The sequence below is a fragment of the Agrobacterium sp. 16-2014-1-2a genome, assembly GCF_053522705.1.
In genome coordinates, this window is the sequence record NZ_JBNWBX010000012.1 from 19,727 (window position 1) to 42,893 (window position 23,167).

Annotated in this window: 20 protein-coding genes; 6 read left to right on the plus strand and 14 right to left on the minus strand. The window is 58.1% G+C overall.

All coding sequences use genetic code 11. The features are described from left to right. Positions 1-86 precede the first annotated feature (86 nt). A complete protein-coding gene (locus tag ACQZ45_RS24915) occupies positions 87-3,062 on the plus strand; it encodes a PAS domain-containing protein (RefSeq protein WP_333704541.1) in 2,976 nt (991 codons plus the stop codon). Positions 3,063-3,080: 18 nt separating this feature from the next. Here the strand turns inward: ACQZ45_RS24915 and ACQZ45_RS24920 are convergent, their stop codons facing one another. The 10 genes from ACQZ45_RS24920 to ACQZ45_RS24965 all read right to left on the minus strand — a co-directional run bounded on the left by ACQZ45_RS24920 (position 3,081) and on the right by ACQZ45_RS24965 (position 15,591). Then, positions 3,081-4,025: a 2-hydroxyacid dehydrogenase gene (locus ACQZ45_RS24920; RefSeq protein ID WP_013762052.1), complete on the minus strand. Its 945-nt coding sequence runs from the start codon at positions 4,023-4,025 to the stop codon at positions 3,081-3,083. 134 nt (positions 4,026-4,159) lie between these two features. After that, entirely contained in the window at positions 4,160-6,508 is a 2,349-nt protein-coding gene (locus ACQZ45_RS24925) for a polysaccharide biosynthesis tyrosine autokinase (protein ID WP_333704542.1), read from the minus strand. 107 nt (positions 6,509-6,615) lie between these two features. Then, positions 6,616-7,521, minus strand: a complete 906-nt coding sequence (locus ACQZ45_RS24930) for a UTP--glucose-1-phosphate uridylyltransferase (RefSeq protein WP_004431732.1) — start codon at positions 7,519-7,521, stop codon at positions 6,616-6,618. Positions 7,522-7,602: 81 nt separating this feature from the next. Further along, complete coding sequence (locus tag ACQZ45_RS24935; protein ID WP_013762053.1) at positions 7,603-8,598, minus strand: glycosyltransferase family 2 protein; 996 nt, start codon at positions 8,596-8,598, stop codon at positions 7,603-7,605. After that, positions 8,598-9,542, minus strand: a complete 945-nt coding sequence (locus tag ACQZ45_RS24940; RefSeq protein WP_013762054.1) for a glycosyltransferase family 2 protein — start codon at positions 9,540-9,542, stop codon at positions 8,598-8,600. Before ACQZ45_RS24940 ends, ACQZ45_RS24935 begins: the two co-directional genes overlap by 1 nt. Next, the gene (locus ACQZ45_RS24945) at positions 9,539-10,537 is read right to left on the minus strand and encodes a glycosyltransferase family 2 protein (protein ID WP_013762055.1); all 999 of its coding nucleotides are present in this window, start codon (positions 10,535-10,537) and stop codon (positions 9,539-9,541) included. Before ACQZ45_RS24945 ends, ACQZ45_RS24940 begins: the two co-directional genes overlap by 4 nt. A gap of 17 nt (positions 10,538-10,554) precedes the next feature. Continuing rightward, positions 10,555-11,736 (minus strand): glycosyltransferase family protein, encoded by a 1,182-nt coding sequence (locus ACQZ45_RS24950; protein ID WP_080849849.1) that lies wholly within the window; start codon positions 11,734-11,736, stop codon positions 10,555-10,557. A 60-nt stretch (positions 11,737-11,796) separates the two neighbouring features. Then, positions 11,797-12,588 (minus strand): endo-1,3-1,4-beta-glycanase ExoK, encoded by a 792-nt coding sequence (gene exoK / locus ACQZ45_RS24955; protein WP_004431747.1) that lies wholly within the window; start codon positions 12,586-12,588, stop codon positions 11,797-11,799. A 4-nt stretch (positions 12,589-12,592) separates the two neighbouring features. Continuing rightward, positions 12,593-13,741, minus strand: coding sequence for an acyltransferase family protein (locus ACQZ45_RS24960; protein WP_004431750.1), 1,149 nt, complete (start codon positions 13,739-13,741; stop codon positions 12,593-12,595). Between the two features lie 371 nt (positions 13,742-14,112). After that, entirely contained in the window at positions 14,113-15,591 is a 1,479-nt protein-coding gene (locus tag ACQZ45_RS24965; protein WP_013762058.1) for a lipopolysaccharide biosynthesis protein, read from the minus strand. Positions 15,592-15,710: 119 nt separating this feature from the next. Here ACQZ45_RS24965 and ACQZ45_RS24970 point away from each other — a divergent pair, with 119 nt between their 5' ends. Together ACQZ45_RS24970 and ACQZ45_RS24975 are read left to right on the plus strand one after the other, a co-directional pair. Next, the gene (locus tag ACQZ45_RS24970) at positions 15,711-16,676 is read left to right on the plus strand and encodes a glycosyltransferase family 2 protein (protein WP_013762059.1); all 966 of its coding nucleotides are present in this window, start codon (positions 15,711-15,713) and stop codon (positions 16,674-16,676) included. Positions 16,677-16,727: 51 nt separating this feature from the next. Continuing rightward, a complete protein-coding gene (locus tag ACQZ45_RS24975) occupies positions 16,728-17,681 on the plus strand; it encodes a polysaccharide pyruvyl transferase family protein (RefSeq protein ID WP_013762060.1) in 954 nt (317 codons plus the stop codon). 192 nt (positions 17,682-17,873) lie between these two features. Here ACQZ45_RS24975 and ACQZ45_RS24980 read toward each other — a convergent pair whose 3' ends face one another. Further along, positions 17,874-18,863, minus strand: a complete 990-nt coding sequence (locus ACQZ45_RS24980) for a glycosyltransferase family 2 protein (RefSeq protein WP_013762061.1) — start codon at positions 18,861-18,863, stop codon at positions 17,874-17,876. 110 nt (positions 18,864-18,973) lie between these two features. Then, positions 18,974-19,252 (minus strand): exopolysaccharide production repressor protein, encoded by a 279-nt coding sequence (locus ACQZ45_RS24985; protein ID WP_019566541.1) that lies wholly within the window; start codon positions 19,250-19,252, stop codon positions 18,974-18,976. 338 nt (positions 19,253-19,590) lie between these two features. Between ACQZ45_RS24985 and ACQZ45_RS24990 the strand changes: the two genes are divergently transcribed. Next, entirely contained in the window at positions 19,591-19,857 is a 267-nt protein-coding gene (locus tag ACQZ45_RS24990) for a DUF6074 family protein (RefSeq protein WP_004431768.1), read from the plus strand. A 73-nt stretch (positions 19,858-19,930) separates the two neighbouring features. On the opposite strand, the gene ACQZ45_RS24995 is transcribed toward ACQZ45_RS24990, so the two are convergent. Both ACQZ45_RS24995 and rpsU read right to left on the minus strand, forming a co-directional pair. After that, positions 19,931-20,827, minus strand: coding sequence for a tetratricopeptide repeat protein (locus ACQZ45_RS24995; protein WP_004431770.1), 897 nt, complete (start codon positions 20,825-20,827; stop codon positions 19,931-19,933). A gap of 121 nt (positions 20,828-20,948) precedes the next feature. Next, positions 20,949-21,176 carry a 30S ribosomal protein S21 gene (gene rpsU, locus ACQZ45_RS25000; protein WP_003498359.1) on the minus strand — a complete coding sequence of 76 codons (228 nt, stop codon included), beginning with the start codon at positions 21,174-21,176 and terminating at the stop codon, positions 20,949-20,951. Positions 21,177-21,491: 315 nt separating this feature from the next. On the opposite strand from rpsU, the gene ACQZ45_RS25005 reads away from it, so the two are divergent. Both ACQZ45_RS25005 and ACQZ45_RS25010 read left to right on the plus strand, forming a co-directional pair. Continuing rightward, positions 21,492-22,745 (plus strand): sarcosine oxidase subunit beta family protein, encoded by a 1,254-nt coding sequence (locus ACQZ45_RS25005; protein ID WP_013762064.1) that lies wholly within the window; start codon positions 21,492-21,494, stop codon positions 22,743-22,745. Continuing rightward, positions 22,745-23,155 carry a hypothetical protein gene (locus tag ACQZ45_RS25010; protein ID WP_013762065.1) on the plus strand — a complete coding sequence of 137 codons (411 nt, stop codon included), beginning with the start codon at positions 22,745-22,747 and terminating at the stop codon, positions 23,153-23,155. Before ACQZ45_RS25005 ends, ACQZ45_RS25010 begins: the two co-directional genes overlap by 1 nt. Positions 23,156-23,167: the final 12 nt, after the last annotated feature.

Here is a 23,167-nt window from a genome sequence, read left to right on the forward strand (position 1 = left end):
ACAACAAGCAGAAGTTTCTGTTTTCTTGGACATTTATTCCGTTCTGTACTACGGAAAATTTCGTCTCTTTTTTGTGGTGATATTGAATGACCAATCTTCGTGCTGCCCCGGTATGGCCGATCGGCGGCGGTGAAACGGGTGAGCTTGTGCGTGGCTTCGACTGGTCGAAGACATCGCTCGGTCCGATTAGCGACTGGCCGCAGAATTTGAGGCAGAAGGCCAATTCCGTCGTCAACTCTCCCATTCCGCAGGTGCTGATGTGGGGTGCGGATCATGTGATGATCTACAATGACGGCTATGCGGAAATTGCCGGCAATTATCACCCGCGGGCGCTGGGCGGAACGGTGCCAGGTATCTGGCCCGAGATCTGGGACTGGAACAGCCGCATTCTGGAGGCTGGCTTTCGTGGCGAGGTCATGGCTTATCGCGACCAGCCGATGACGCTGATGCGGCACGGTCAGCCGGAAGAGGTGATCTTCGATCTGTTCTATACGCCGATCTACAATGATGGCGGCGCGGTGGACGGCGTCCTGTGCACGGTGCTTGAAAACACCGAAAAGGTGAAGGCCGTGGAGGCGCTGGAGCAGAGCCGCAAGGAGCTGAGCCGGCTTACCAATGCCCTGCCGATCCTGGTGGGATATGTCGATCGCGACTATGTCTATAAATTCGCCAATGACGGTTATCTGGAGTGGTTCGGCCGCAGCGCCGAGGAGGTGATCGGCCGCAGCGTTCCGGAAATTGTTGGAGACGCGTTCTTCAGTTCGCGCAGGGCCTATCTCGATCGTGCGCTCGGCGGCGAAAAGATCGTTTCGGATACGGTGATCAGCAGACCGGATGGCAGCAAGCGAGCCGCCGAAATCCGTTATGTTCCCCGCTATATCGCCGATGGCTCGGTTGACGGCATTTATGTGCTGATCATCGATATCGAGGACCGGAAACGTTCCGAGCACGAAATCGTGCTTAGCAATAACCGTTTCCGCGCCGCTGTTGATGCGGTCCACGGCGTGCTTTGGACCAATACCGCCGACGGCATGATGCTGGGTGAGCAGCCTGCGTGGGGTGCACTTACCGGGCAGAGCTTCGACGAGTATCAGGGGTTCGGCTGGGTCGAAGCGGTTCATCCCGAAGACAGGGACCATTCGCTGGAAAGCTGGACAAAAGCCGTTTCCGCGCGGGCGACCTATATTTGGGAGCATCGCGTTCGCCGCCATGACGGCGTCTACCGCACATTTGCGATCCGTGGCGTTCCGATTTTCGACAATTCCGGTGATATTGCGGAATGGGTGGGTGTCCACACGGATATCACCGAACAGCGGCTGGCCGAGAACACGCTTAAAGAACATGCCAGCAATCTGGAACGCGAGATTCGCCACCGCATAAGAGCGGAAGAGCAGCTTCGCCAATTGAATGAAGGGCTGGAAGCGCGGGTCGAGACGGAAATCGCCGAGCGCCGCCAGACCGAAAGAGCGTTGCAGCAGGCGCAGAAAATGGAATCCATCGGCCAGTTGACCGGTGGCGTCGCGCATGATTTCAACAATCTTCTTCAGGTAATCGCGGGCAATCTGCAATTGCTGTCAAAGGACGTGATTGGCAACGAGCGTGCCGAACGGCGGCTGGAAAATGCGCTGGCCGGCGTTCATCGCGGTGCCAAGCTTGCAAGCCAGCTTCTGGCCTTTGGCCGCCGTCAGGCGCTGGAACCGCGCGTTATCAACATCTCCCGCTTCGTTACCGGCATGGACGATCTCCTGCGCCGTTCGCTTGGTGAGGCGATCGAGGTTGAGGTCATCACCTCCGGCGGCCTGTGGAATACCTATGCCGACCCCAACCAGGTGGAAAACGCTCTCCTTAATCTGGCGATCAATGCGCGTGATGCCATGGAAGGGCACGGCAAGCTGACAATCGAGGTCGGCAATGCGGTTCTCGATCGCGATTACGCGCGCAAGCATTCGGAAGTCTCGCCGGGGCAATATGTCATGCTGGCTGTTACCGATACCGGATCGGGCATGTCGCCGGACATTCTGGAAAAGGTGTTCGAGCCGTTCTTTTCGACGAAACCGGAAGGCAAGGGCACCGGTCTCGGCCTTTCGATGGTCTACGGTTTTGCAAAACAGTCCAGTGGCCATGTCAACATCTATAGCGAGGTGGGGCAGGGCACGACGGTGAAGATGTATCTACCGCGTTCCGCCGCCGACGAGGACAGGGAAGTGGTGATACCGACTGGCCCCGTCGAGGGTGGCACGGAAACGATCCTTGTGGTGGAGGATGACGAGGAGGTGCGCAGCACCGTCGTCGAGACACTGAGCGATCTCGGTTACCGCGTGCTCACTGCCCGCGATGCGCAGGCTGGTTTGACGGTGGTCGAAAGCGGCATTCCGATTGACGTCATCTTCACCGATGTGGTGATGCCGGGACCTTTGAAAAGCCGGGAAATGGCGCGCCGGGCGCAGGAAAGGTTGCCTAATCTCGCCGTTCTCTTCACATCCGGTTATACGGAAAACTCCATCGTGCATGGCGGCAAGCTGGATTCCGGGGTGGAACTGCTCTCCAAGCCTTACACGCGCGAAGCGCTGGCGCGGCGCATCCGCCATGTCATCGCCAATCGCAAGCAGGTTTCTCTCGCCAAGACGAGGCCGGTATCATCACCGCGTCATTCCAAAACCCCCGAACCCGCGGAGGTCGTCGGAGACGAGACCAGATCGGTTTGCGTGCTTCTTGTTGAGGATGACGAGTTGATCCGGATGAATTCGACCGAGATGCTGGCCGATAACGGCTTTGCCGTCGTCGAGGCCGGAAATGCTGTGCAGGCGCTAAAGGCGATCGAGACGGAAGAGATCGATGTTCTCGTTACCGACATAGGCCTGCCGGACATGAAGGGCGGCGAGCTGGCGGTTGAGGCATTGCGCCGGAAACCAGGACTAGCCATTGTGTTTGCCACGGGAGACAACCAACTGCCGAACGGGGCGCCGGAAACGGCAGTGCTTTTGACCAAGCCCTATGACGAACAGCAGATCGTCTCAGCTGTCGAACTGGCCCATACGGCAAACACGATGGCGGGCGAATAAACCGCCCGCCATCGTGTCTCAATAACCGCGCGTCATATCGACCGTTTCCGGTAGCGTGCCTGTTTCACGCCATGTCTTGACATTGCCTGCCACTATTTTCGCGGAACTTTCCCGGCTTGTCGGCGCGGAAATATGTGGCAGGACGGTCACTTTCGGGTGCTGCCAGAATGCGGAGGCGGGAGGTAGCGGCTCCTGTTCGAAGACATCGAGAACCGCATGCGAAAGCTGGCCGGAATCAAGCGCCGCGATCAGGTCATCGGCGACGACGACGGCTCCGCGGGCGAAATTGATGAGTGCGGCTCCCTTTTTCATGGCGCCGAGACGGTCGGCATTCAGAAGGCCGCGCGTCGCATCGGTCAGCGGCACCAGACAGACGAGAATGTCGCTTTTTTCCAGCAAGTCCTCCAGCCCGTCATCGCCCGTCAGCGTTGCCACTCCCTCGATTGCCTTGGCCGAGCGGCTCCAGCCGGAAACGTTGAAGCCTGCATGAAGCAGGCGTTGCGCCGCAGCCGTTCCAAGCGCGCCGAGGCCGAGGAGGCCGATGGTCATCTCGCCCGGATGCCGATAATCGAGTTCCTGCCAGAGGGCTTTTTGCTGGTTTTCGCGATAGGCCGGCATGTCGCGTTGCAGGTAATAGGTCCATGCCAGCACGGCTTCCGCCATCACGCGTGAAAGCTCCGGGTCTTTCAGCCTGACGATCGGCGGCGCCTTGTCTCCCAGTTCCAGCACGAGCCGTTCGACACCTGCCCACAGGCTGTGAATCCACGAAAGACCCGGCAAGGCGGCAATGTCGACTGGATCGGGATTGGCGACGATGGCGAAGTCCACCGCGCGTTTCTGCTCCCCGCTCAATTCGGAAAAGGAGAGGATTTCCTCTTCCGGCATGGCGTCGCGAAGCGCTTGCTTCCATATGGCCTCCGCTTGCGCATTCATCCGCGAAACAAGGGCGATGGGTGATGGCATGAAACTGGTCCTGCTTGCTGGCGATTGGTTGGTCTCCATCAATGCGTAATTTTGCGGGCAACGCCATAGGCTGGATGGCAAAATTTGAGCTGCAAAAAAAAAGCGGCCCGGTTTGCACCGGGCCGCTACACCATTCAGGCGTTTTCCTTCACCGGCGGTTTGGCGTCGCCGTAATAGGCCGCGAATGTCTCGTGATAATGCTCAGAACCACCGGGGCCTGCATAACGCTGCAATTCCGTCATATCGGTCTTGTTGAGCACGATACCCAACGTCTTGTTGGCAATCTGTGGTTCGTTGGCCATCAGGTTCTGCACCATCTGGATCGGCGTCTTGCCCCATTCCGTCACGAAGACGAAACCATCGACCTGCGGTGCGAAGGCTTTTGCGTCGATGACGGGAACGACGGGTGCAAGGTCGACAATGATGTAGTCGCAGGCCTCACGCGCCGATTCGATGAATTTGCGCATGCCGGAGGAGGCAAGAAGCTCGCTTGAATGGGCAAACTGGTTGCTTGTGGAAACCGGAAGGATGCCCATTTTCGTGCGGGTATCGACCTTCACTGCCTGCGTCCACGGTATCTCGTCAAGCACGACCTCCACCAGACCGGCGGATTGCCGCGTTGTCAGCATGCGGCTGAGGCCGGGGTTGCGGATGTCGGCATCCACCACAAGCGTGCGCTTGCCGGTGGAGGCGATCAGACCGGCGAGATTGAGCGCCACGACCGATTTACCCTCGTTCGGCAGGCACGAGATGACGCCGATTACCCGGCACTGGCGTTCCTGGATAACGACATCAGCCGTCAGCTTCACGTTGCGCAGCGTCTCGGCAAAGCTTGAGCGCGGGCTGTCGACGGCAAGGCGTAGCATTTTCTGGAACGAGACCTGACCGTTTTCGTCGATGGTCGTGCTCTCGCTGCCGGGGGTGGCGGCAGGGGTACCCGACTTTGCGGTTTCTGCACCCCGTTCCCCGATAAAGGGCAGGTAGCCCAGAAAACGCATGCGCAGATTGTCGCGCACATCGTTGCCGGTGTGGAAAAAGCGATCCCGGAACTCAAGAAGCGCTGCGATGCCGCCGCCCAGCATAAGGCCGAGAATGACGGAAAGCGCCATGGTCATCGTCTTTTTCGGGCTGGACGGAGCTGTCGGCAGACCCGCTTCGGAGATGATGCGGGCCTTGGCGATCGGCAGCGACTGTTTCTGGGATGCTTCTTCGAAGCGGCCGAGGTAGGACTGGTAAAGTGTGCGCAGAGCGGTTGCCCGCTGCTCCAGCTCACGCAATTGCACCATGGTGATATTGGCCTGCGAATTGCGGCCCGCCACGCGGTCGATATTGTCGCGAAGCGATTGCACACGGGAATTGGAGACGTCGTATTCGTTCTTCAGGCTGCCCGTAACCTGCTGCAGTTCCTGGAAGATCTGCCTTGCAATCTCTTTCTTCTCACTCTCCAGCGCTACCGCCTGAGGGTGGTCGGCGCCGAATTGCTGGACGACGCCCTGCAATCGGTCAGAGATCGTGATGTAGCGCTTGCGAAGGTCCTGAATGACCGAGTTATCGGCATCCCGCGCGGAAACGACTGCATTGTCAACGGCTGCATCCGGTCCCCGGTCGATGATGGATTTGTACTGGCCATAACGTGCAGCAGCCGTCGCGACATCCGCCTGCGCGGCAATCAGCTGGCCGTTGAGATCGGCCAACTGGCCTTCCGACATGAGCTCGCCGCGCGAAGAAACGATATTATTGTCCGTCTTGAATTTTTCGACGGCAAGCTGGGCGGCCTGCGCACGCTGGTTCAGGTCGCTCATGCGCTCCTGAAGCCACACGGAAGCGCGCTCGCTGGCGTCGAAATTGGCGTTCAGCTGTTCGGTCAGATAGGCCTGCGCATAGGTCTTGGCGATGAGCGCGGCAAGCTGCCGATCCGTCGAACGGGTGGAAATGGCGATGACCGAACTGCGGCCGACACGCTCTACGATCAGCGATTGTTGCAGCACGGCGGCTGCCTTTTCGCGGCGTCCGGCGCGGATTGCCGCTTCGGAGGCCGGCGGATCTCCGGGCAGGATGAGATCGACGATACCGCGCACGGAAGATTTCACGAGATCGACCGGCGACAGCGACGGATTGACGATGGTGTCGTTCTCGTCGAGCTTGGCCTTGTCGACCACGGTCAGCGCCATTTCCTTGGATTTCAGAATTTCCACAGCACTGGCGATACGGTTGTCGACGATCTGGGCGGCAGGTATCGGCGATTCCTCTTCCGCGTAACGGGAAAGGCTTTCATCCAGAAGCACCTGAGTCATCGCGGTGTAAACGGGGGTTGCAAGCACCAGATAAAGGCCGGCCAGAACCACAGCGGCGATGACCGAGGCGGCAATGACATTGGCGCGGCGCACCACGGCTGCCCAGAGGCGATCGAGGTCAATAAATGTGTCGGCATCCTTGCCGGGATCCGGAAAACCGATGCTGGATTTAAAGGTCTTGTGGTGCATGGACCTACCTTGTGAATTAAAAATGGTACGCGGGAAGCCGAGCAACGCTCGGCTTCCCGCCCCCCGTTATTGATGTGCCGACCGCCTCCCCGGCAGCACGATTAAAGTCAGGCCGCCTGAACGCGGCTTTCATGGTTTGCGACGAGTTCCTTGACGGAAGCGAGAACCTGCGCCTCCATGTCGGCACGCATCAGCGAGAAAGCGACATTGGCGGCGATGAAGCCCTGCTTGCTGCCGCAGTCGAATGTGCGACCGCTATACTTCTGCGCATGGAAGGCCTGCTTCTCAGCGAGCCGCTTCATGCCGTCAGTCAGCTGGATTTCGTTGCCCGCGCCACGCTCCTGTTTGGCGAGAATGTCGAAGATTTCCGGCTGCAGAATATAACGGCCGTTTAGATAATAATTCGAAGGCGCCCTGGATGGTTCCGGCTTCTCGACCATTTCGGTCACCGCAAAGCCGTGATTGACCTTCTGGCCGACACCAACGACGCCGTAGGATGACACTTCTTCCGGCAGGCATTCCTCAACACCGAGGATATTGCCGCCGACTTCGTCGTAGAGTTCCATCAACCCGGCAATGCAGCCGCGTGCGCCATAGGAAACCATATCAGGCAAAAGCAGCGCAAAAGGCTCCTTGCCCACCAGTTCGCGCGCGCACCAAACCGCGTGGCCGAGGCCGAGCGGCACCTGCTGGCGCGTGTAGCTGACTGTGCCTGCGACTGGCAGCATCTTTTCAAGCTGCAGCACCTGCACCGTCTTGCCGGAGCGGGTGAGCGTGTTGATAAGCTCGGGCGCGCTGTCGAAATAGTCTTCGATGGCGGTCTTGTTGCGGCTGGTTACGAAAATAATGTGCTCGATGCCGGCCTGCATTGCCTCATCGACGGCATATTGCACGACCGGCCGGTCGACGATCGTGAGCATTTCCTTCGGCATCGCCTTGGTGGCGGGCAAAAACCGCGTGCCGTTGCCGGCTACGGGAATGACGGCTTTTCTGACAGTTTTGTTCAGGTCCATCGCGTTCTCCTTCATCAAGGTTTGATCTGTCCCCAGTCCGCTTGCAGATTTTTCGCGCACAGATTTGTCCGCTCACAAATTTTACGAAATCTGCCTTTTCACCCCAGTATTTGCTGCGGGCGCAAACATCGCGTTCCGCAACCTCTTCAGCCGCACGGCAATGGGCATTCTCAAATGGCCCAGCACGGCGGGATCTCTGATCGTTGTCTTCAGCGCGCCGATAATCGAGCGGCGCTTGATGTCTTCCACCAATGTCAGGAAGTTACGGGCCAGTTGCAGGCTACGGCTTCTGGCCTGCTGCGCATCCATGGCGGCGGGCAACAGCGCGTAGTGGCTCAGAAACTCCTGGTCCGCCCGCATCATTCCTTCGACGTGGTGGATTTCAAGGACGCGCGAGATCGAACCTTCGCGAATATTATAGATGTAGCCCGGTTTCGGCTCGATGACGCAGAGGCCGCCGGCGGCAAGCGCCGAGGCAAGCAGGATGTAATCCTCGCCGATGCGGATGTCCTCGCGAAAACGCAATCCCTCGCTATTTAGGAAATCGCGCCGGAACATCGGCTTCATGTAGCCGAAGTTGAAGGTGGAGCGGAAAAGGATGTTGGAGGAAATGAAGTCCTCAAGGGTAAGGACGGGTCTTTCCTCCAGAAACTCTTCCGAGAACATCGTTTCCATCGGCCTGCCGTCCGTATAAGCGACATCGAGATTGTCTACAGCGATCACTGCATTCGCCGCATCTGCCCGGCACATCATGCAGGCGGAACGGTCGGGGCGGATGACGTCGTCCGAATCGAGAACGGCGATAAAGCGTCCGGTTGCTGCGTCGATACCGGCATTGCGCGCGCCTCCCGGTCCGAGGTTCTGTTCAAGGGCAAGCAGCCGGACACGCGGATCGTTGGCCGCAATGGCCTCGACGAGCGAGATCGTCTCGTCGGCGGAGCGGTCATCCACGACGATCACCTCCAGCGTCACGCCCTGCTGGTCAAGCGCACTTTGAATGGCGGCTTCGATCGTCTCGGCGGCATTATAGGCGGCAATGACGAAGCTGATATCGGGCTGAGGGTTAAGGTTCTCCATCAGGTTGCCTCCACCGCGCCGTATTGGCGGATTTCGCGCACTCCGAAGGCGCCGCTTACCGAGCCGAGATGCAAGGCGCCGCGCAGGGCATAGCGGTTGCGGCGCACGGCGTTGAAACCGTTCAGGGCGGCAAAGACGGCGCAATAGAGAACTTTCGATCCTGCCTTCAGCACCTGCATCACGCGTCTTGCGCCGGGTTTCTTTTCGGCAAGCACACGGCCATGGGTCTGGCCGGAGCGGAAGCGACGTTTGGCAAGCCACATGAAACGGGCGCGGTTTTCCGGCACCGGCTCGGAGAGCACGGCCTTTTGCGCAAAGACGATGCGACCGCCCGAAGCATGGAGATGCGAGAAGAAATGCGTGTCCTCACCGCCGCTCTGGCCGAGCGCCAGCGCAAAACGCCGGTCCTTTACCGATGGGGCGTCCATCTTGAGAAGCGTGTTGCAGGTGTAGCCGGTGATGATCTCGCCATTCACCCAGACGGGCACGGTCGAGTGAAAATCGCCACGTTTCATCCAGCCCGGCGCATTCTCACGGTAAACCGCCGTCACTGGGCCAAGAACGACATCCGCGCCGGTTTCGCCTGCCTTTTCCAGAAGTGCGGCCAGCCAGTGCGGCGGGGCGGTCTCATCATCGTCGATAAAGGCCAGATAGTCTGCCCGGCATTCAGAGAGGCAGGCGTTGCGGGCAATCGAGATATTCGATTTCGGGCAATGGACATAGGCGATCTCGAAAGGCGAAGTTTCACGCAGCCGATCCACACTTGCCTTGGCACTCGGTTCCTCATCATTGTCGGCAACGATCAGGCGAACTGTCACGCCTTCGGGCACTTCCAGTTCGAAGAGTGACAGAAGTGTGGCGACCAGCGCCGGACGTCTGTAGGTACAGATGCCGATATCGACGGTCTTTGAATTGTGTGGTTCGGTGACGATGAGGTCGGTCATGAGACAGCCTTTTTTCCCCGGAATTTCAGGAGTTCCAGCCAGAAGCCGGTGGACCACGCCAGATGCATCACCATTGCGGAAAAGGCGGCGAGCGGGCCGTATGGGTTTTTCTGACCTATTGCCATCCACAAGCCATAACCCACACATGCGGCGATCCAGAGGCCGAGCGGAATAAGTGCTGCCCAATGCACAAGCGACAGCAGGGCAAGCACGAAGACCGGCAGGACAGCCAGCGGAATCATCTGGCGGATCTTCGGGATCGAGCGATGTTTCAGCAGGTTCTTTGCCCGGCCACGGCCATAGGCGAGATATTGCTTGAACAGAGGCATGACGCTGGCGCGCGGATAATAGGTCATGCGGGTCTTGTCGGTCATCCATATACGGAAACCGGATTTGCGCAGCCGGAAATCCAGTTCGGCATCCTCGTTGTGGCTGAAGCTTTCATCGTAACCACCGACCGCGTCGAAGGCGGCGATCCGCATCAGCGCGTGGTGGCCATGGTCGATCCAGTGTCCCTTGGCGCCTTCGCGGTGCTTGGAGCCGCCATTGCCGAGTTTGGAATTCTGCGCAATCGCCGTCGCTTTCTGGAACAGGCCGTGCCCGACCGTATCCATGGCGACCACGACGGAATCCGCGCCGGTGCGATCCGCGTCCTCGATTAGCCGCTGGCAATAATCATCCGGATAATCGCCATGGGCGTCGATGCGGATGAGGTAGTCGAAATCCTCGCCGAAAGTGGATACGGCCAGGTTTATACCGGCGCTCTGGATGCGCTTGGGATTGGGAAGGAGCGTAACGCGGTCATCCGTTACGGCGAAGGCGGAAACGATGTCGCGCGTGCCGTCCGTGCTGCCGCCATCGGCAACAACGATGCGGAAAATACGTCCGTCCATCGCGCCGGTGAATTTTCGCAGCAAGGCCTCGATCGTCTTTGCCTCGTTGAGGCAGGGAATGACGATCAGAGTTTTGATGCCGGAATGACCAAGACCTTCCATGATTTGCCCCCTACGCACTACACGGGTGAAAACGCAGCTTCACGGGCATGGCCGGAAGCGGATTTTGTAAGAGAGGACAATTGCTGGACCAGCTGACGGCAATCGTCGCGGTCGGTCAGCCATTGTTTCTTATCGAGTGCCGAGAGGGCGTCGAAGGCGTCCGTATACGTTTGTGGAGTCATAGTGTTGAAAAGAGCGGCCAGATCATCTGCGCCGGCATTTTGCAGAACAAAACCGATATTGCGCTTTTCGATGAAACGAGCCGTTTCCGTGCCTGCAAGTGCAATCGGCAGGGTGCCGTAAAGGCATCCCTCATAGAGCCGATTGGGCAGCAGCCAGCTTGAATTCTGGCCTTCCTCGAAGAAGTCGATCGCCCAGGTGAACTGCACTTCATTATAGATGGTGGCCAGATCTTCAGGGTTCTTGTAGGCCCCGTGGAAATGCACATGCGGCGCGGCAGCCACGAAACCATCGAAATCCGCAAATTCCGAATAGGCCGGCCGGCCGCGCAGGATGATCTCGACCTTGCCATCCATGCGCTTTGCAAAATCGGCGAGGATTTCGAGCGATTTGCGGCATCGAAGCGCCCCAAACCAGCCGATTTTCCACGGTTCGCCGGAGGCAGGCGGGCGCGGTTGTGGGGTGGCTGCTACAGCGGCATCAAGCGCCAGCACCCTGTTTTCCTGCAACAGCACGGGAAGGTTCAGGCCGGAAACGGGTTTGAAATAATGCTCGACGAAAGCTGGAGAACTCGTCATCAGCAGCTTGGCATCCCGGGCGAAATAGCGCTGGGCCGCATTGAGAAGCTGCCCCGGCTTGCCCTCATTGAGAAGCAGGCGGTGAATGTCGAGACATTCGTAAACCAGTGCCGGCTGGCGGTCGTAAAGCGACATGGCCCGTTTTGCGAGAGCCAGCATTTCCAGGTTTCTGGCAAGAATGACGTCGGGCGTGGGGGTGCCGCGTAATGTTTTGCCGAGCGAGAGGCTGGCTTTGGCGACGGCTGCCATGCGCTGAAGAAACTGCCCATCGGCGGTTTCTCCGAGAATGACCGGCACCACGCCCTCGATCTCTGCAAGCCGGTTCTGTCCGCGCCGGAAGCCCGCCAGCGTGACCCGCGCGCCGCCCGCAACCAAGGTCAACACCCGCCGGCGAATGGCGGGGTCCGACAGATCATGCGCGAGATAAAGAACATGGATCATGCATGGGTTCCGGTTGGTTTCATGCGTCAAGGACGCCGAGGCTCAGGTTTAAAAAGGCAATCAGTTAAGGGCGCAGGCGATGGATTCGGGAAACTGGCATTTGTCGCCGAGCGCCGTGAAGGCGAAGCGGTCAACAATCATCTGTGTTGCGCCGGAATAGGAAAAGGCACCCATCCAGTCCTTCAACGTGTCGGTTCCCCACAGGCTGAAGAAAATCTTCTGGGCATTCTGCGGAATCTTGGTCTCATCCGTGACTTCGTGAACGAGCTTGCCGTTGACGTAGTAACGCAGGCGCTGAGGCTCCCACACGAAGGCGTAATCGTTGAAGCCAGCATCAGCTCCGCCTTCTACCGGCACCAGTTTCTCATTGCCGCCCTTGGCGGAAATATACTGGTTCAGCTGCACCTTGCCCGTATTCTTGCCCAAAACCTCGAAGTCGATTTCATCATGGGGCTTTTTGTCGGTCGGGCCGATATAGGTGAAAAAGGCGGAGTTCAACCCGGAGCCGGTAGCGGCTTTCATCCGTGCTTCATAGGTGCCGTAGCGATAACGCCCCTTGGTCTGGATTTCACCGCAGGCGAAGTTGCGGTCGCCGGACTTTGCTTCCTCAAAACCAAGCGTCAGCTGGCCGTTTTCCACCGTGGCCAGTTTCTTCGACCAGGTGCAGTTCTGATGCGCACCGTTGTTCCAGCCGTCGGAGACGTACCAGAACGACCGGTCCATCTGATCGAAATTCTCGATGAAGGATGCACCGTTGCCTTCTTGTGCCTGGCTCGGTGTCGTGAAGGGTGTCGCCAGCAGGGCGGCGGCGAGAAGAATGCGTGTCTGAACGCGGGTGACAAATGTTGTCATTGGTTCACCTCTGTCGTTGCGAATAAAGTGTTTCGGATGTGGGCGGGCCGATCATGGAGGCCCGTTTTGCAGCGAATTCGGACGTTGTCTTGCGTTTGCCGTTCCGGCTTCCGGTCAGCACGGCATAGACGGCCGGCAGGTATTTGCGGGTTTGTGCATTGCTCACCACCAGAATGACAAAGGCGGACAGCGTGGCGATGACATAGAAGGCGGGGTAGAAATCGGGTCCGCCCTTGTTCCAGACCATCCACATGATGACGAGCAACGGATAGTGAGCGCAGAATATCCAGAAGCTGAGGCTTCCGGTCTCGGAAAGCCGCTTGCCGAGCCTGCTCCGGATCAAAAGCGCCGACGACGCCCAGAAACCGAGCGCGCCAAAAACAGCGAGCAAATTGCGCGACATGTTCAGCCAGAAGGTGAACTCCGGGCCGGTGAAATAGAGGCCTGTTGCCAGCATGGCCGCAGCGACAAAGGTCAGCGCCATGATCGGGAAGGCGTAGGGATCGAGTGCCTTGACATCGACGCGGTGCAGCGCAAGTGCGATGCCCAGCGAGAAGCTGAACAGGATCGATTTCTTCTGGACGATGAAGATCGTCAGATCAGGCATGGCGGTTATGAAGAGCAGGATAGCGAGGGTTGGCAGCGCAAAGCGGCGCATGAGAAATGCAAGCACCGGCGACAGCAGGATGCAGACGAACAGGTCACGCAGGAAATAAAGCGGCACGTTTACCGGCAGTTCTTCGAGCGCCGTGCCATGGCTGATGATTTCACGCGGGCTGGCGTTCCAGAGGTCCGGGAAATAACCCACACCAACGTCAAACAGCTGGATAAGCAAAATTGCGGCAAACAACGCGCCATTCCACAGCAGGAAGGGCAGCAGTACCGTTTTCGACTTCGAACGGATCGTCGCCGGATAATCGAACCCGCTCATGCCGCGACGAAACAGCAGATAGCCGGATATCGCGCTGAGACAGGGCACACCGATGCGAAACAGGGCGTCGCCCAGAAAAACACGCAGCCAGTCGAAGAAGCCGTAAAGGCCAAGAAAAGGGCTGGTTTCGGCATCGTGCGGCACATGGACGAACACGATTCCAGAGATCAGCAATATACGCATCAAATTGATACGGGAGGATAGGTTCTGATCGACAGTCACATCAGTCACCCCTATTGGGCGGCGTCCACCCACGCCGCGTTGCAACCAGAGCGAACTTAAGCCCGCACTCGTAAGTCTGGTTTCGACTTTAGGGTAAAATGTGGCGACGCGGGAAAAACACAAGCTTAGATATTGCGGGTGATTGTCTGGCGTTCCGGCATTCCGTGCGACTTAAAAAAATTAAGCAACTGAAAATATTTAATTTTTTCTAGATTTAAGTCGTCGCTAAAAATCGCCAGAGGAAGCGTTATTATCATTGTACGCGATATTGCATCGCAAAAAAATGGTTTTGCCATGCCGTCACGGAACACATATCCGTGACGGGTGAGACCTGTTAACGGCCGAAATGAGGCGCTTTCAGTGACGAGCCGCTAACCTTGGGTTGCGTTTTCACGCATTCGCCGCGATTTGACCATCCCGAGGATTTTTCCAAGCAGGGCGCGTTCCGTCAACAAAATCAGCACCGCATAGATGATACCGCCGACTGCGGCGCCAACGAGGACCTGAAGCGTTGCGCTAGGGATGCGTTCGGCAAGGATGTGAAGCAGGTAACGCACCGAAACGGCCATGACCAGCGCTGCAATCATCGGTCTGCTGCTGACATAGAGGCCGCTAAGAAAGGGTGTATCGCTTGCCTTGAACACCGCCCATGAGTAGGCAACCAGCGTCACCGCATTGACGATGCAGAGCCAAATCATCGCGTCGATCAGGCTGCCGTAGACGGCTGCAGCCCAGACGGCAACCGTGGTGACGATGGCACGGATCGTGGCCGACCAGAACAGAACACGCCCATAGCCGGCACCCTTGAGATAGGGGATAAAGGTGCTGCATGGGGTCAGAATGGCTTTCGAGAGGGCAAGGAGACCGAGAACCGGCCAGGCATAAGCCCAGTTCTGCCCGAAAATCACCAGCATGGCCGGTTCGGCTACCGCCCAGAGGCCGAACATCATTGGCGCAAGCAGCACGGTCAGAACCTGCGTGCTGAACATCAGGGCATCACGCCGGCGCTGCGGATCGTCCATCATACGGCTGAAGGCGGGAAACAGCACGCCCATGACGGCCGACAGCACGACCTGATTGGGAATGCTGGCAAAACGGTTGGAGGCGGAATAGGCGCCCGCATCGGCAAGGCCGAGATGCCGGGCGATCACCACCATCGGCGACTGGAAGGTGACGAAATTGGCGATTTCCGATCCCATCAGGCCGGAGCTGAAACCGAGAAGCGGCACCAGACGGCGCGGTTTCATGACGAAACGCGGGCAATAGCGGGAAACGGCATATAGCCCGACAAGCCTGATGAGTGCGGCGGCGAAAAGCTGGATGATGAGCGCCCAGACTCCGAAGCCGAGAAGCGCCATAGCCACGGCCACAACCGCCGCGATGCTTTCAGACGCCATGCTCCACAGCGCGTCCTGGCTGAAGTTCATGCGCCGGGCAAGCAGTGAATAGGCGACATCACCCGCAAGTTGCAACGGAATGAGAAAGGCCATGATACGCAGCAGATAGGCACTTTCCACCGCACCCAGAAGCTCACCGAAGAACTCCGCGAAAATGTAGAGCGCAGCGGCCATGGTGCAGGAAATCGCCAGATTTGCCCAGAAAACGGTATGGATTGTATCCATATCCTCTTCTTTCTCGACGATCAGCGCCGAGGTCAGCCCCGCTCCGGCTATCATGGTCAGGAATTGTACAACCGTTAAGCCGACTGCAACCACACCAAATTCTTCCGGTGTCAGCAGTCGTGCAAGAATGGGAACGGTGACAAATTTAAGCCCGAATGTCCCTGTCTTAGACAAGACGCTCCAGCCGACATTCGTGGTGATGGTCTTTACATTTGGAGCTGGGGGCATACAAGCATCCTGTTTCTGGAGGCCGGCGGGGAGGAACGCCGGTGGGGAGTTGCCGATACCATCGGGGCCGCTTTTAGGATCGGGCCCGACACTTCTTGATCAACGCAAGGGGCGAAACAATGGCAAGATTTACTGTCGTCATTCCCTATTACCAAAAGCAGCACGGGATTCTTGGACGTGCGCTCGCATCGGTTTTTGCGCAGACTTACCAGGATTTCGATCTTGTCATCGTCGATGACGAATCGCCATACCCGATAGACAATGAGCTTGCAGAACTTTCGCAAGCGCAGAAAGAGCGGATTCTCGTCATTAAGCAGGCCAATGGCGGGCCGGGTGGTGCGCGTAATACCGGTCTCGACCACGTTCCTGCTGGCAGCGATTACGTCGCATTTCTTGACTCGGACGACATCTGGACGCCCGATCATCTCCAGAATGCGGCCTTCGCGCTGAAGACATTTGGCGGCGAGTGCTATTGGGCATCCATGCAGACAAGTGACGAATTTTATTATCATTTCGCCATTTCCGAGCTGGAAAAGAACGAGGGCGCCGCAAGGCTTTCCGAGCGGCCTCTGGTGATCGAGCTGCCGGATCTGGCAAGCGTGATGCTGCGCAACTGGAGCTTCCTGCATCTCTCCTGCATGGTGATCGGCCGCCCGCTTTTTGAAAAGATACGCTTCGATCCGGCGCTCCGGCTTGCGGCGGAAGATGTGCTGTTTTTCTGCGATTCCATCCTCGCATCCAAGCGCACGCTTCTGTGTGACGATGCCGGTGCCATGCGCGGAATGGGCGTCAATATCTTCCACAGCATCGACAATACCTCGCCGGAATTCCTGCGCCAGCAGTTCAATACCTGGGTTGCGCTCGATACGCTGGAGGGGCGATTTTCGCGGCGGCCGGACGATGTGGCCTCGATCGCTTCCTATAAAAATACGGCGCGCAAACAGGCGCTCTGGAGCCAGGCGGGCAATCTGAAACGGCGCAAGGTGCCCGAATTCGGACTGCTGCTGAAGTGGGCGATGCGCGATCCGGCACTCCTGCGAGCGGCTTTCGAGCTCGGCGCAGGCAAAATAGTGCGGACAAGATGATCGAATTCTTGCCTGCAAGAATTTATATGTTTTTCACCCAGGAGTGACTTCATGAAACCTTACCACTGGGAATCGCATCACGGAAATTTTGGCGACGATCTCAATCTGTGGCTGTGGGACTTTCTGCTGCCCGGGCTGCGGGACGTGCATGACGATGTGATGCTCGTCGGTGTCGGCACGGTTCTCAATGATACATTGTTGCCCGCAAAGCAGCGCAAGCTTGTGATCGGCAGCGGTTATGGCTACGGCGCGGTGCCGGATACAAGCACCGGATTTTGGGACATTCGCTGCGTGCGCGGCGAAAAAACCGCAGCCAAATTGGGACTTTCTCCCGAAAAGGGCATTGTCGATCCCGCCGTGATGGTGACCGAGATGCCAGAGTTCAAAGGCCTGCCGAAACTCTACAAGAAAACCTTCGTTCCCCATTGGGAATCGGCGGAATTCGGCATGTGGGAAACGGTTTGCGAACCGGCGGGACTGACCTATCTCGACCCGCGCGGCGAGGCGATGTCGGTCATCCGCGCCATCGCCCAATCTGAATTTATCGTGGCCGAATCCATGCATGGCGCCATTCTTGCCGATGCGTTCCGCGTGCCATGGGTGGCGGTGAGCACATCTCCCTCGATCAACAGTTTCAAGTGGAGCGATTGGGCAGGCACGGTCGGTGTGGAGTATCAGCCGCGTTACGTGCCAGTCTCCACCCGCGCCGAGGCGGCGAAAAAGGGGTCGCGTTTCTGGGGTATGAGCTTCCCGCCGCCGCCAGCCCCCGTCATTGCCGAGGCTGGATCCGGTCCGGCGCATGAGGGCGATGTGCTGGTGCGGCCGCAGGCAAGCCAATCCCTGTCGCTGCGCAAACTGGCCAAGCAAGTGCTGGCAGCACCTTCCACGCTGGCGCTCTGGCAGGCAAGCCGTGCCGAACCGCGTCTCAGCCCGGATGGCAGGCTGGAGGAACGCAAGGAGCGTTTTTCCGCTGTTCTGGAAACGGTCAAACGCGATTATCTCTGAAGGCGGGTTGCCTCAGCAATTCCGCACACAGTCACCCCGGACTAGATCCGGGGTCCAGCGCGCTCAAGTCCTTGATCGCAAAAGACTCTCTTCATGGCGCAGACGCGCCATGACTGGATGCCGGATCTAGTCCGGCACGACGAATGAGAGAATATCGAACTTGCCATCATCGTCGCGGCTGGAGGTTTTCCCTCAGGAAACCGGCGTGCCGTCCAGCAGATAACGAATATCCCGAACCGGCGCCGGTTTGCGAAAACGGGCGGTCTTGTCGGTCCAGATGCCGCGCGTGATGGCCGGCAGGGCAGGCAGGCGCGCAAGAGCGTGGCTCAACGCGCCGCCCATCCCTTTCTGCTTTTTCGCATCGAGAAAATGGCGAAGCTCGAATTTCGCGCGGATGTGCTTTTCGTGCTCGAGCAGGATCGCCGTCTCGCTGGCCGACAGCTTGCAGCTGGTGAGAATATCCTTGTCCGCTTCGTATAAACGGCGAAGATCTTCCGTGCTGTGACGGCCGCTCAACGAATTGCCGCGGACAATCGCCCCGTAACCGCAATGACGGATGACCTTGTAACGGGCAGCGGCGGCAAGCGCGCGGGTATAAAGTTCGTAGTCTTCGCCGAGACGCAGGCGCTCGTCGTACCGCAACGCATGTTTGTCCAGAAAGGCGCGGCGGATCACCGGTTTCAGAAAGCCGGTTTCCCCGCGTTCCACGCCGGGTCTGGAAATATTGCCTTCCACGAACTCCGTCAGCGACAGAAACCGGGCCTGTGGTTCGAAGCGGGCCGGCTGCATGGACGACGCGCCCGGAACCGATTGCTGGATGAAGGCGATATTGTCGGCCACCAGATCCCAGTCGTCATTTTCCAGCATGGCGGCAAAACGGCCTCTGAAAAAAAAGTCGTCCGCATCGAGAATGCTGATGAGCGGCGCGGATGAAATCGAGATCGCATGGTTGCGGGCGGCCGAAGGGCCACGATTGACATCGAATCGCACGACCCGCAAACGGCCGGTGCCGTCATCCGCCGCATGCGCGACATCGCTGGTCGTATCGGTGGAGCCATCGTCGATCACCATGACTTCGGCGACCTCCGGCTCCACAAGGGCGGAGCGGATGGCGATATCTATCGTATCAGATGCATTTTTCGCAGCGATGATGACGCAAATGGGCTGTGAACCGCTCACCATGTGTTGTCCTTCTGCTGTGACGAACCGTCAGGATTTGCTCAGCAGAAAGTGTCAGGGGTGTGGATGCAAGTGATTTTTTTGCGGCGCAATAAAAGAATGTGCGTGAGAGGTCACATATCGGTCAGTTTCGCGCCATGTGGCGGGGCGCTGCTTACCGTGTCCGGCGTCATGATCTCGGCGCTGCGATCAAGCGCGAAGGTTTCGCGCATCCGGCGTTTCTCCCGGGCGACCAGAACCAGAAGTGCAATAAAATAACCGGTTTGCAGAATGACGGCGCAGATGAGGGTCTGGATGAATGCCGTATAGAACGACCCGTGGATGAAATATGTAGCGACCGCAAAGGCAAGCAATGCACCAATCATGCTGAAAAATACACGAGGTGCATACATGGTGCTCTCCTCCCGAGAACGATTTCTCCGTTTTTGGCTGCGCTGCGGCATTTTTTTTCTTTGCAAGAATATACGATGAGACCGGTGTTGTTTCAACACACATATACTTCTTCTATCTCCCACGGCATGAAATTTCGGTAATCTTGATTGGTAAATTCCTTGGTAATCGGCGATTTGCCCGAATCGGTGTCCTCCGCCAGCGCAGATTCTTGCGTCTGACAGGCTGCAGAACCCGTCCCTGCAAGGCGTTAGCGGCCTTCTCTCCTGCATAGCAGACTTCGTTAACCATCCAGCCTTTAAAAAGTCGGTATTGATTCCTCGAAGAGCAAGGTGCCCGCGTGACGACGAATTCGGAAGTAATCGCCTTTCCGGCAAAGAACCGTATTGCCAACGTAAAACGGTGCGCAACCATGCTCGACCGGCTGCATGGTGTGGAGGCGAATGATTTCTGGCGCAGGGAATGCCGTGAACTGGCCGCCTATCTGACGGGCCTCGGCTATGAGGACGCCGCCATGCGGCGCGAGGTCATGGAGTTTCAAAATGCGGTGCAGGCGGAGTTGTGGGCGGGGGATGCCACGCCCGAGGCGCGCCGCGACAGCCATTGAGGCTTTAAAAGTTTCGCATAAAAAAGCCGGCAGGTGTCGCACCGCCGGCTTTTCTGTTCGTATCTGTTTTTGATCAGGATGCGCCGGCACCGCGCGTGCGGGCAATGCCGTCGAGCGCGGGCTTATATTTCGGATCAAGCCGTGCCGCATGCGAATAGGACTTTGCGGCTTTCGCCATCTCGCCGCGGCGCTCATAGACCAGTGCCTGGTTGGCCCATGATTCTGCGACGTTGCCATCAAGCGAAATGGCGTGGTTGAAATCGGCGAAAGCGTTTTCGTCGTCATTCAGCGCGACATAGGAAAGACCACGGCCGTTATAGGGTTCCGGCGAGGTTGAGGACAGCGAGATGGCCTTGGAGAAGTCCTCGATGGCCTGGGCATGCTGGTTACGCAGCTGGTAGATCAGGCCACGATTGTGCCACGCGCGGCCATCGGTGGTTTCGAGTTCGATGGCGCGGGAGAAGTCGTTGAAAGCTTCGTTGACGCGGCCGGACTGGCGGTAAAGATTGCCACGGCCGATCAGGGCTACGTCATAGCTCGCATTGATCTGCAAAGCGGCGTTGTAATCCTGCAAGGCCTGCTGCTGCTGGCCGGAATTGCGATACACGAGCGCGCGGTTGGCATAGGCCTGATAAAAGCGCGGGTTCAGTTGCAGCGCCTTGTTGAAATCCTCGATGGCGCGGCGCGAATCGCCGGCGCGGCCGTAAGCGGAGCCACGGACGTTATAGCCTTCCGGATCCTGCGGATTGGCGTTGATGACCGAGGTGAGCGAGGCAATGTTTTCCTGCGAGCCCTGGGCACGGTCGATCCTGAAGACATCGTCAGTCTGGTTGGACGTAGCGCAGCCGGAAAGACCGGCAAGGACGGTACAGACGACAAGGGAAACACGGAATCTCTTGTTGTTTTTCAGGAGCACCCGGCGCGTGGAGGCATCGGAGTTTTTCACAACACAGGCATCAACAGCGGTCATTCGGTGGGGGTTCCCTCGCAGGCCGGTCTCAAGATCATTCTCCGGCCACAAACACAAAGAGCGGCGGCGAATTGATCGCCCCCGCCCAACAAGCATTCAAAAACGTCCAAAAGACGGCCTATTAACGGCCTGCGCGCGGAGCTGCAACCAGACCTTCGCGCTGTGCGCGCTTGCGTGCCAGCTTGCGAACGCGACGAACAGCTTCAGCCTTTTCGCGGGCGCGCTTCTGGGAAGGCTTTTCGTAATAATCGCGCATTTTCATTTCACGGAAAATGCCTTCGCGCTGCATCTTTTTCTTGAGAGCGCGAAGCGCCTGATCAACGTTATTGTCGCGGACTAGTACCTGCACGTGAAACCCGTTCCTTTTGTTTGGTTGTCTTGCTGTGAGAATAAAGGCATTCGCACGCAAATAAAATCGTTCGTTCGGCCGTCGAGCCTAGCGATTGGTGACGTGCAATATCAGAACATTTGCAGCAAGTCCATACGGTACCGCATATTCAACAGCCAAAATCCAGCTATCCCGGCATTCTGCCTGCAATGTCGAAACAAAAGCATTGCGGCGTCGCAAAATGGATATTGCCTCCGATGCCGATTTGCCATGTGTATAATATGTGCCGGAGCTATGCTTTCGGCTTCTGGCCGGTTCTTGAGGAGCAGACTGCGAATGCGCAAATATTCCGTTTTTGCCGTGGCGCGCGAGGCGTTGCGGAGTCATAAGGGGTGGGATGCGCAATGGGCGTCGCCCGAGCCGCGCAAGGAATATGACGTCATCATCATCGGTGGCGGCGGCCACGGTCTTGGGGCCGCCTATTATCTTGCCAAGGAACACGGCATTACCAATATAGCGGTGTTGGAAAAGGGCTGGCTAGGCGGCGGCAATACCGGCCGCAACACCACCATCATCCGCTCCAATTATCTCTATGAAGAGAGCATGGATATCTACGAGCATTCCCTGAAATTATGGGAAGGCCTGAGCCAGGATCTCAATTACAACGTCATGTATTCGGCGCGCGGCGTTATGATGCTGTCGCACAATATTCACGACCAGCAGTCCTTCAAGCGCCATATCAATGCCAACCGTCTCTATGGAATAGACAATGAATGGCTGACGCCGGAACAGGCCAAGGCCTATTGCCCGCCGCTCGAGATTTCCGGCAATGCGCGTTATCCGATCAACGGTGCTGCCCTCCAGCGGCGCGGCGGCACGGCGCGTCACGATGCGGTGGCCTGGGGATATGCGCGTGCGGCTTCCGATCGCGGCGTGCACATCATCCAGAATTGCGAAGTCACGGCCATCAGGCGCGGACCTGATGGCGCGGTCACGGGCGTCGAGACCAATCGCGGTTTCATTGGCGCAAAGAAAATCGGCGTTTCCGCCGCCGGCCACTCCTCCGTTCTGATGAAAATGGCGGATGTGCGTGTGCCTCTGCATTCCAACCCGTTGCAGGCGCTGGTATCAGAGCCGCTGAAGCCGATCTTCCCCTGTGTCGTCATGTCCAATACGGTACATGCCTATATCTCCCAGTCGGACAAGGGCGAGCTGGTCATCGGTGCTGGCACCGACCAGTATAATTCCTACTCCCAGACTGGCGGCCTGCAGATCATCACGCATACGCTTGACGCCATCTGCGAGCTGTTCCCGATTTTCCGCCGCGTCAAGATGATGCGCCAATGGGGCGGCATTACCGACAATACACCCGATCGCTCCGCCATTCAGAGTGTGACGCCGGTGCCAAATCTCTTTGTCAATTGCGGTTGGGGCACGGGCGGTTTCAAGGCGACACCGGGCTCGGCCAATCTGTTTGCGCATCTCATCGCGCGCGGCGAACCGCACCGTCTGGCGGCGGGGCTGACGCTCGATCGTTTCCGCACCGGACGCCTCATCGACGAGGCCGCTGCCGCCGCCGTGGCGCACTGATGCTGGCGGCGGTTATGCTTTCGGCAAACATGGGTGTTGCGGCGGCGGTCGTGCCGGCGGGCAATCTCATCCCCGAGATGGGGGATTTTCGTAGCCAGAAAATCCAGAGAATGCAGGGTGAACGCGACTGGCCTTTCGTGGCGGAAAAAGGCCTTTTGCTCTGCGCCCCGAGTCTCGCGGACAAGCTGGTCTATTTCGTCGGCGAGAAGGAAAATGGTGCGCAGGACCAGCCCTTCGCGATCGACACCGACATGATGGCGGTTGCCATCATCAATATGGGTCGGGCCTCGGCGCTGAAACCATTCGATAATTTCGAGCAGCTCTTGAAGCGGCTTTCCCCCTTCGTTGCGATGGGAAAGCGGCTGTGTGACCAACCCGCCGGAAGCATGCTTCCGGAAAGTTCTCTTTGAAGGTGGAGCCAC

Excerpts from the sequence above, each read along its gene's own strand:
- ACQZ45_RS24915 (WP_333704541.1), top strand. The coding sequence starts at position 87 with ATGACCAATCTTCGTGCTGCCCCGGTATGGCCGATCGGCGGCGGTGAA.
- ACQZ45_RS24920 (WP_013762052.1), bottom strand. The coding sequence starts at position 4,025 with ATGCCATCACCCATCGCCCTTGTTTCGCGGATGAATGCGCAAGCGGAG.
- ACQZ45_RS24925 (WP_333704542.1), bottom strand. The coding sequence starts at position 6,508 with ATGCACCACAAGACCTTTAAATCCAGCATCGGTTTTCCGGATCCCGGC.
- ACQZ45_RS24930 (WP_004431732.1), bottom strand. The coding sequence starts at position 7,521 with ATGGACCTGAACAAAACTGTCAGAAAAGCCGTCATTCCCGTAGCCGGC.
- ACQZ45_RS24935 (WP_013762053.1), bottom strand. The coding sequence starts at position 8,598 with ATGGAGAACCTTAACCCTCAGCCCGATATCAGCTTCGTCATTGCCGCC.
- ACQZ45_RS24940 (WP_013762054.1), bottom strand. The coding sequence starts at position 9,542 with ATGACCGACCTCATCGTCACCGAACCACACAATTCAAAGACCGTCGAT.
- ACQZ45_RS24945 (WP_013762055.1), bottom strand. The coding sequence starts at position 10,537 with ATGGAAGGTCTTGGTCATTCCGGCATCAAAACTCTGATCGTCATTCCC.
- ACQZ45_RS24950 (WP_080849849.1), bottom strand. The coding sequence starts at position 11,736 with ATGATCCATGTTCTTTATCTCGCGCATGATCTGTCGGACCCCGCCATT.
- exoK (WP_004431747.1), bottom strand. The coding sequence starts at position 12,588 with ATGACAACATTTGTCACCCGCGTTCAGACACGCATTCTTCTCGCCGCC.
- ACQZ45_RS24965 (WP_013762058.1), bottom strand. The coding sequence starts at position 15,591 with ATGCCCCCAGCTCCAAATGTAAAGACCATCACCACGAATGTCGGCTGG.
- ACQZ45_RS24970 (WP_013762059.1), top strand. The coding sequence starts at position 15,711 with ATGGCAAGATTTACTGTCGTCATTCCCTATTACCAAAAGCAGCACGGG.
- ACQZ45_RS24975 (WP_013762060.1), top strand. The coding sequence starts at position 16,728 with ATGAAACCTTACCACTGGGAATCGCATCACGGAAATTTTGGCGACGAT.
- ACQZ45_RS24980 (WP_013762061.1), bottom strand. The coding sequence starts at position 18,863 with ATGGTGAGCGGTTCACAGCCCATTTGCGTCATCATCGCTGCGAAAAAT.
- ACQZ45_RS24985 (WP_019566541.1), bottom strand. The coding sequence starts at position 19,252 with ATGTATGCACCTCGTGTATTTTTCAGCATGATTGGTGCATTGCTTGCC.
- ACQZ45_RS24995 (WP_004431770.1), bottom strand. The coding sequence starts at position 20,827 with ATGACCGCTGTTGATGCCTGTGTTGTGAAAAACTCCGATGCCTCCACG.
- ACQZ45_RS25005 (WP_013762064.1), top strand. The coding sequence starts at position 21,492 with ATGCGCAAATATTCCGTTTTTGCCGTGGCGCGCGAGGCGTTGCGGAGT.
- ACQZ45_RS25010 (WP_013762065.1), top strand. The coding sequence starts at position 22,745 with ATGCTGGCGGCGGTTATGCTTTCGGCAAACATGGGTGTTGCGGCGGCG.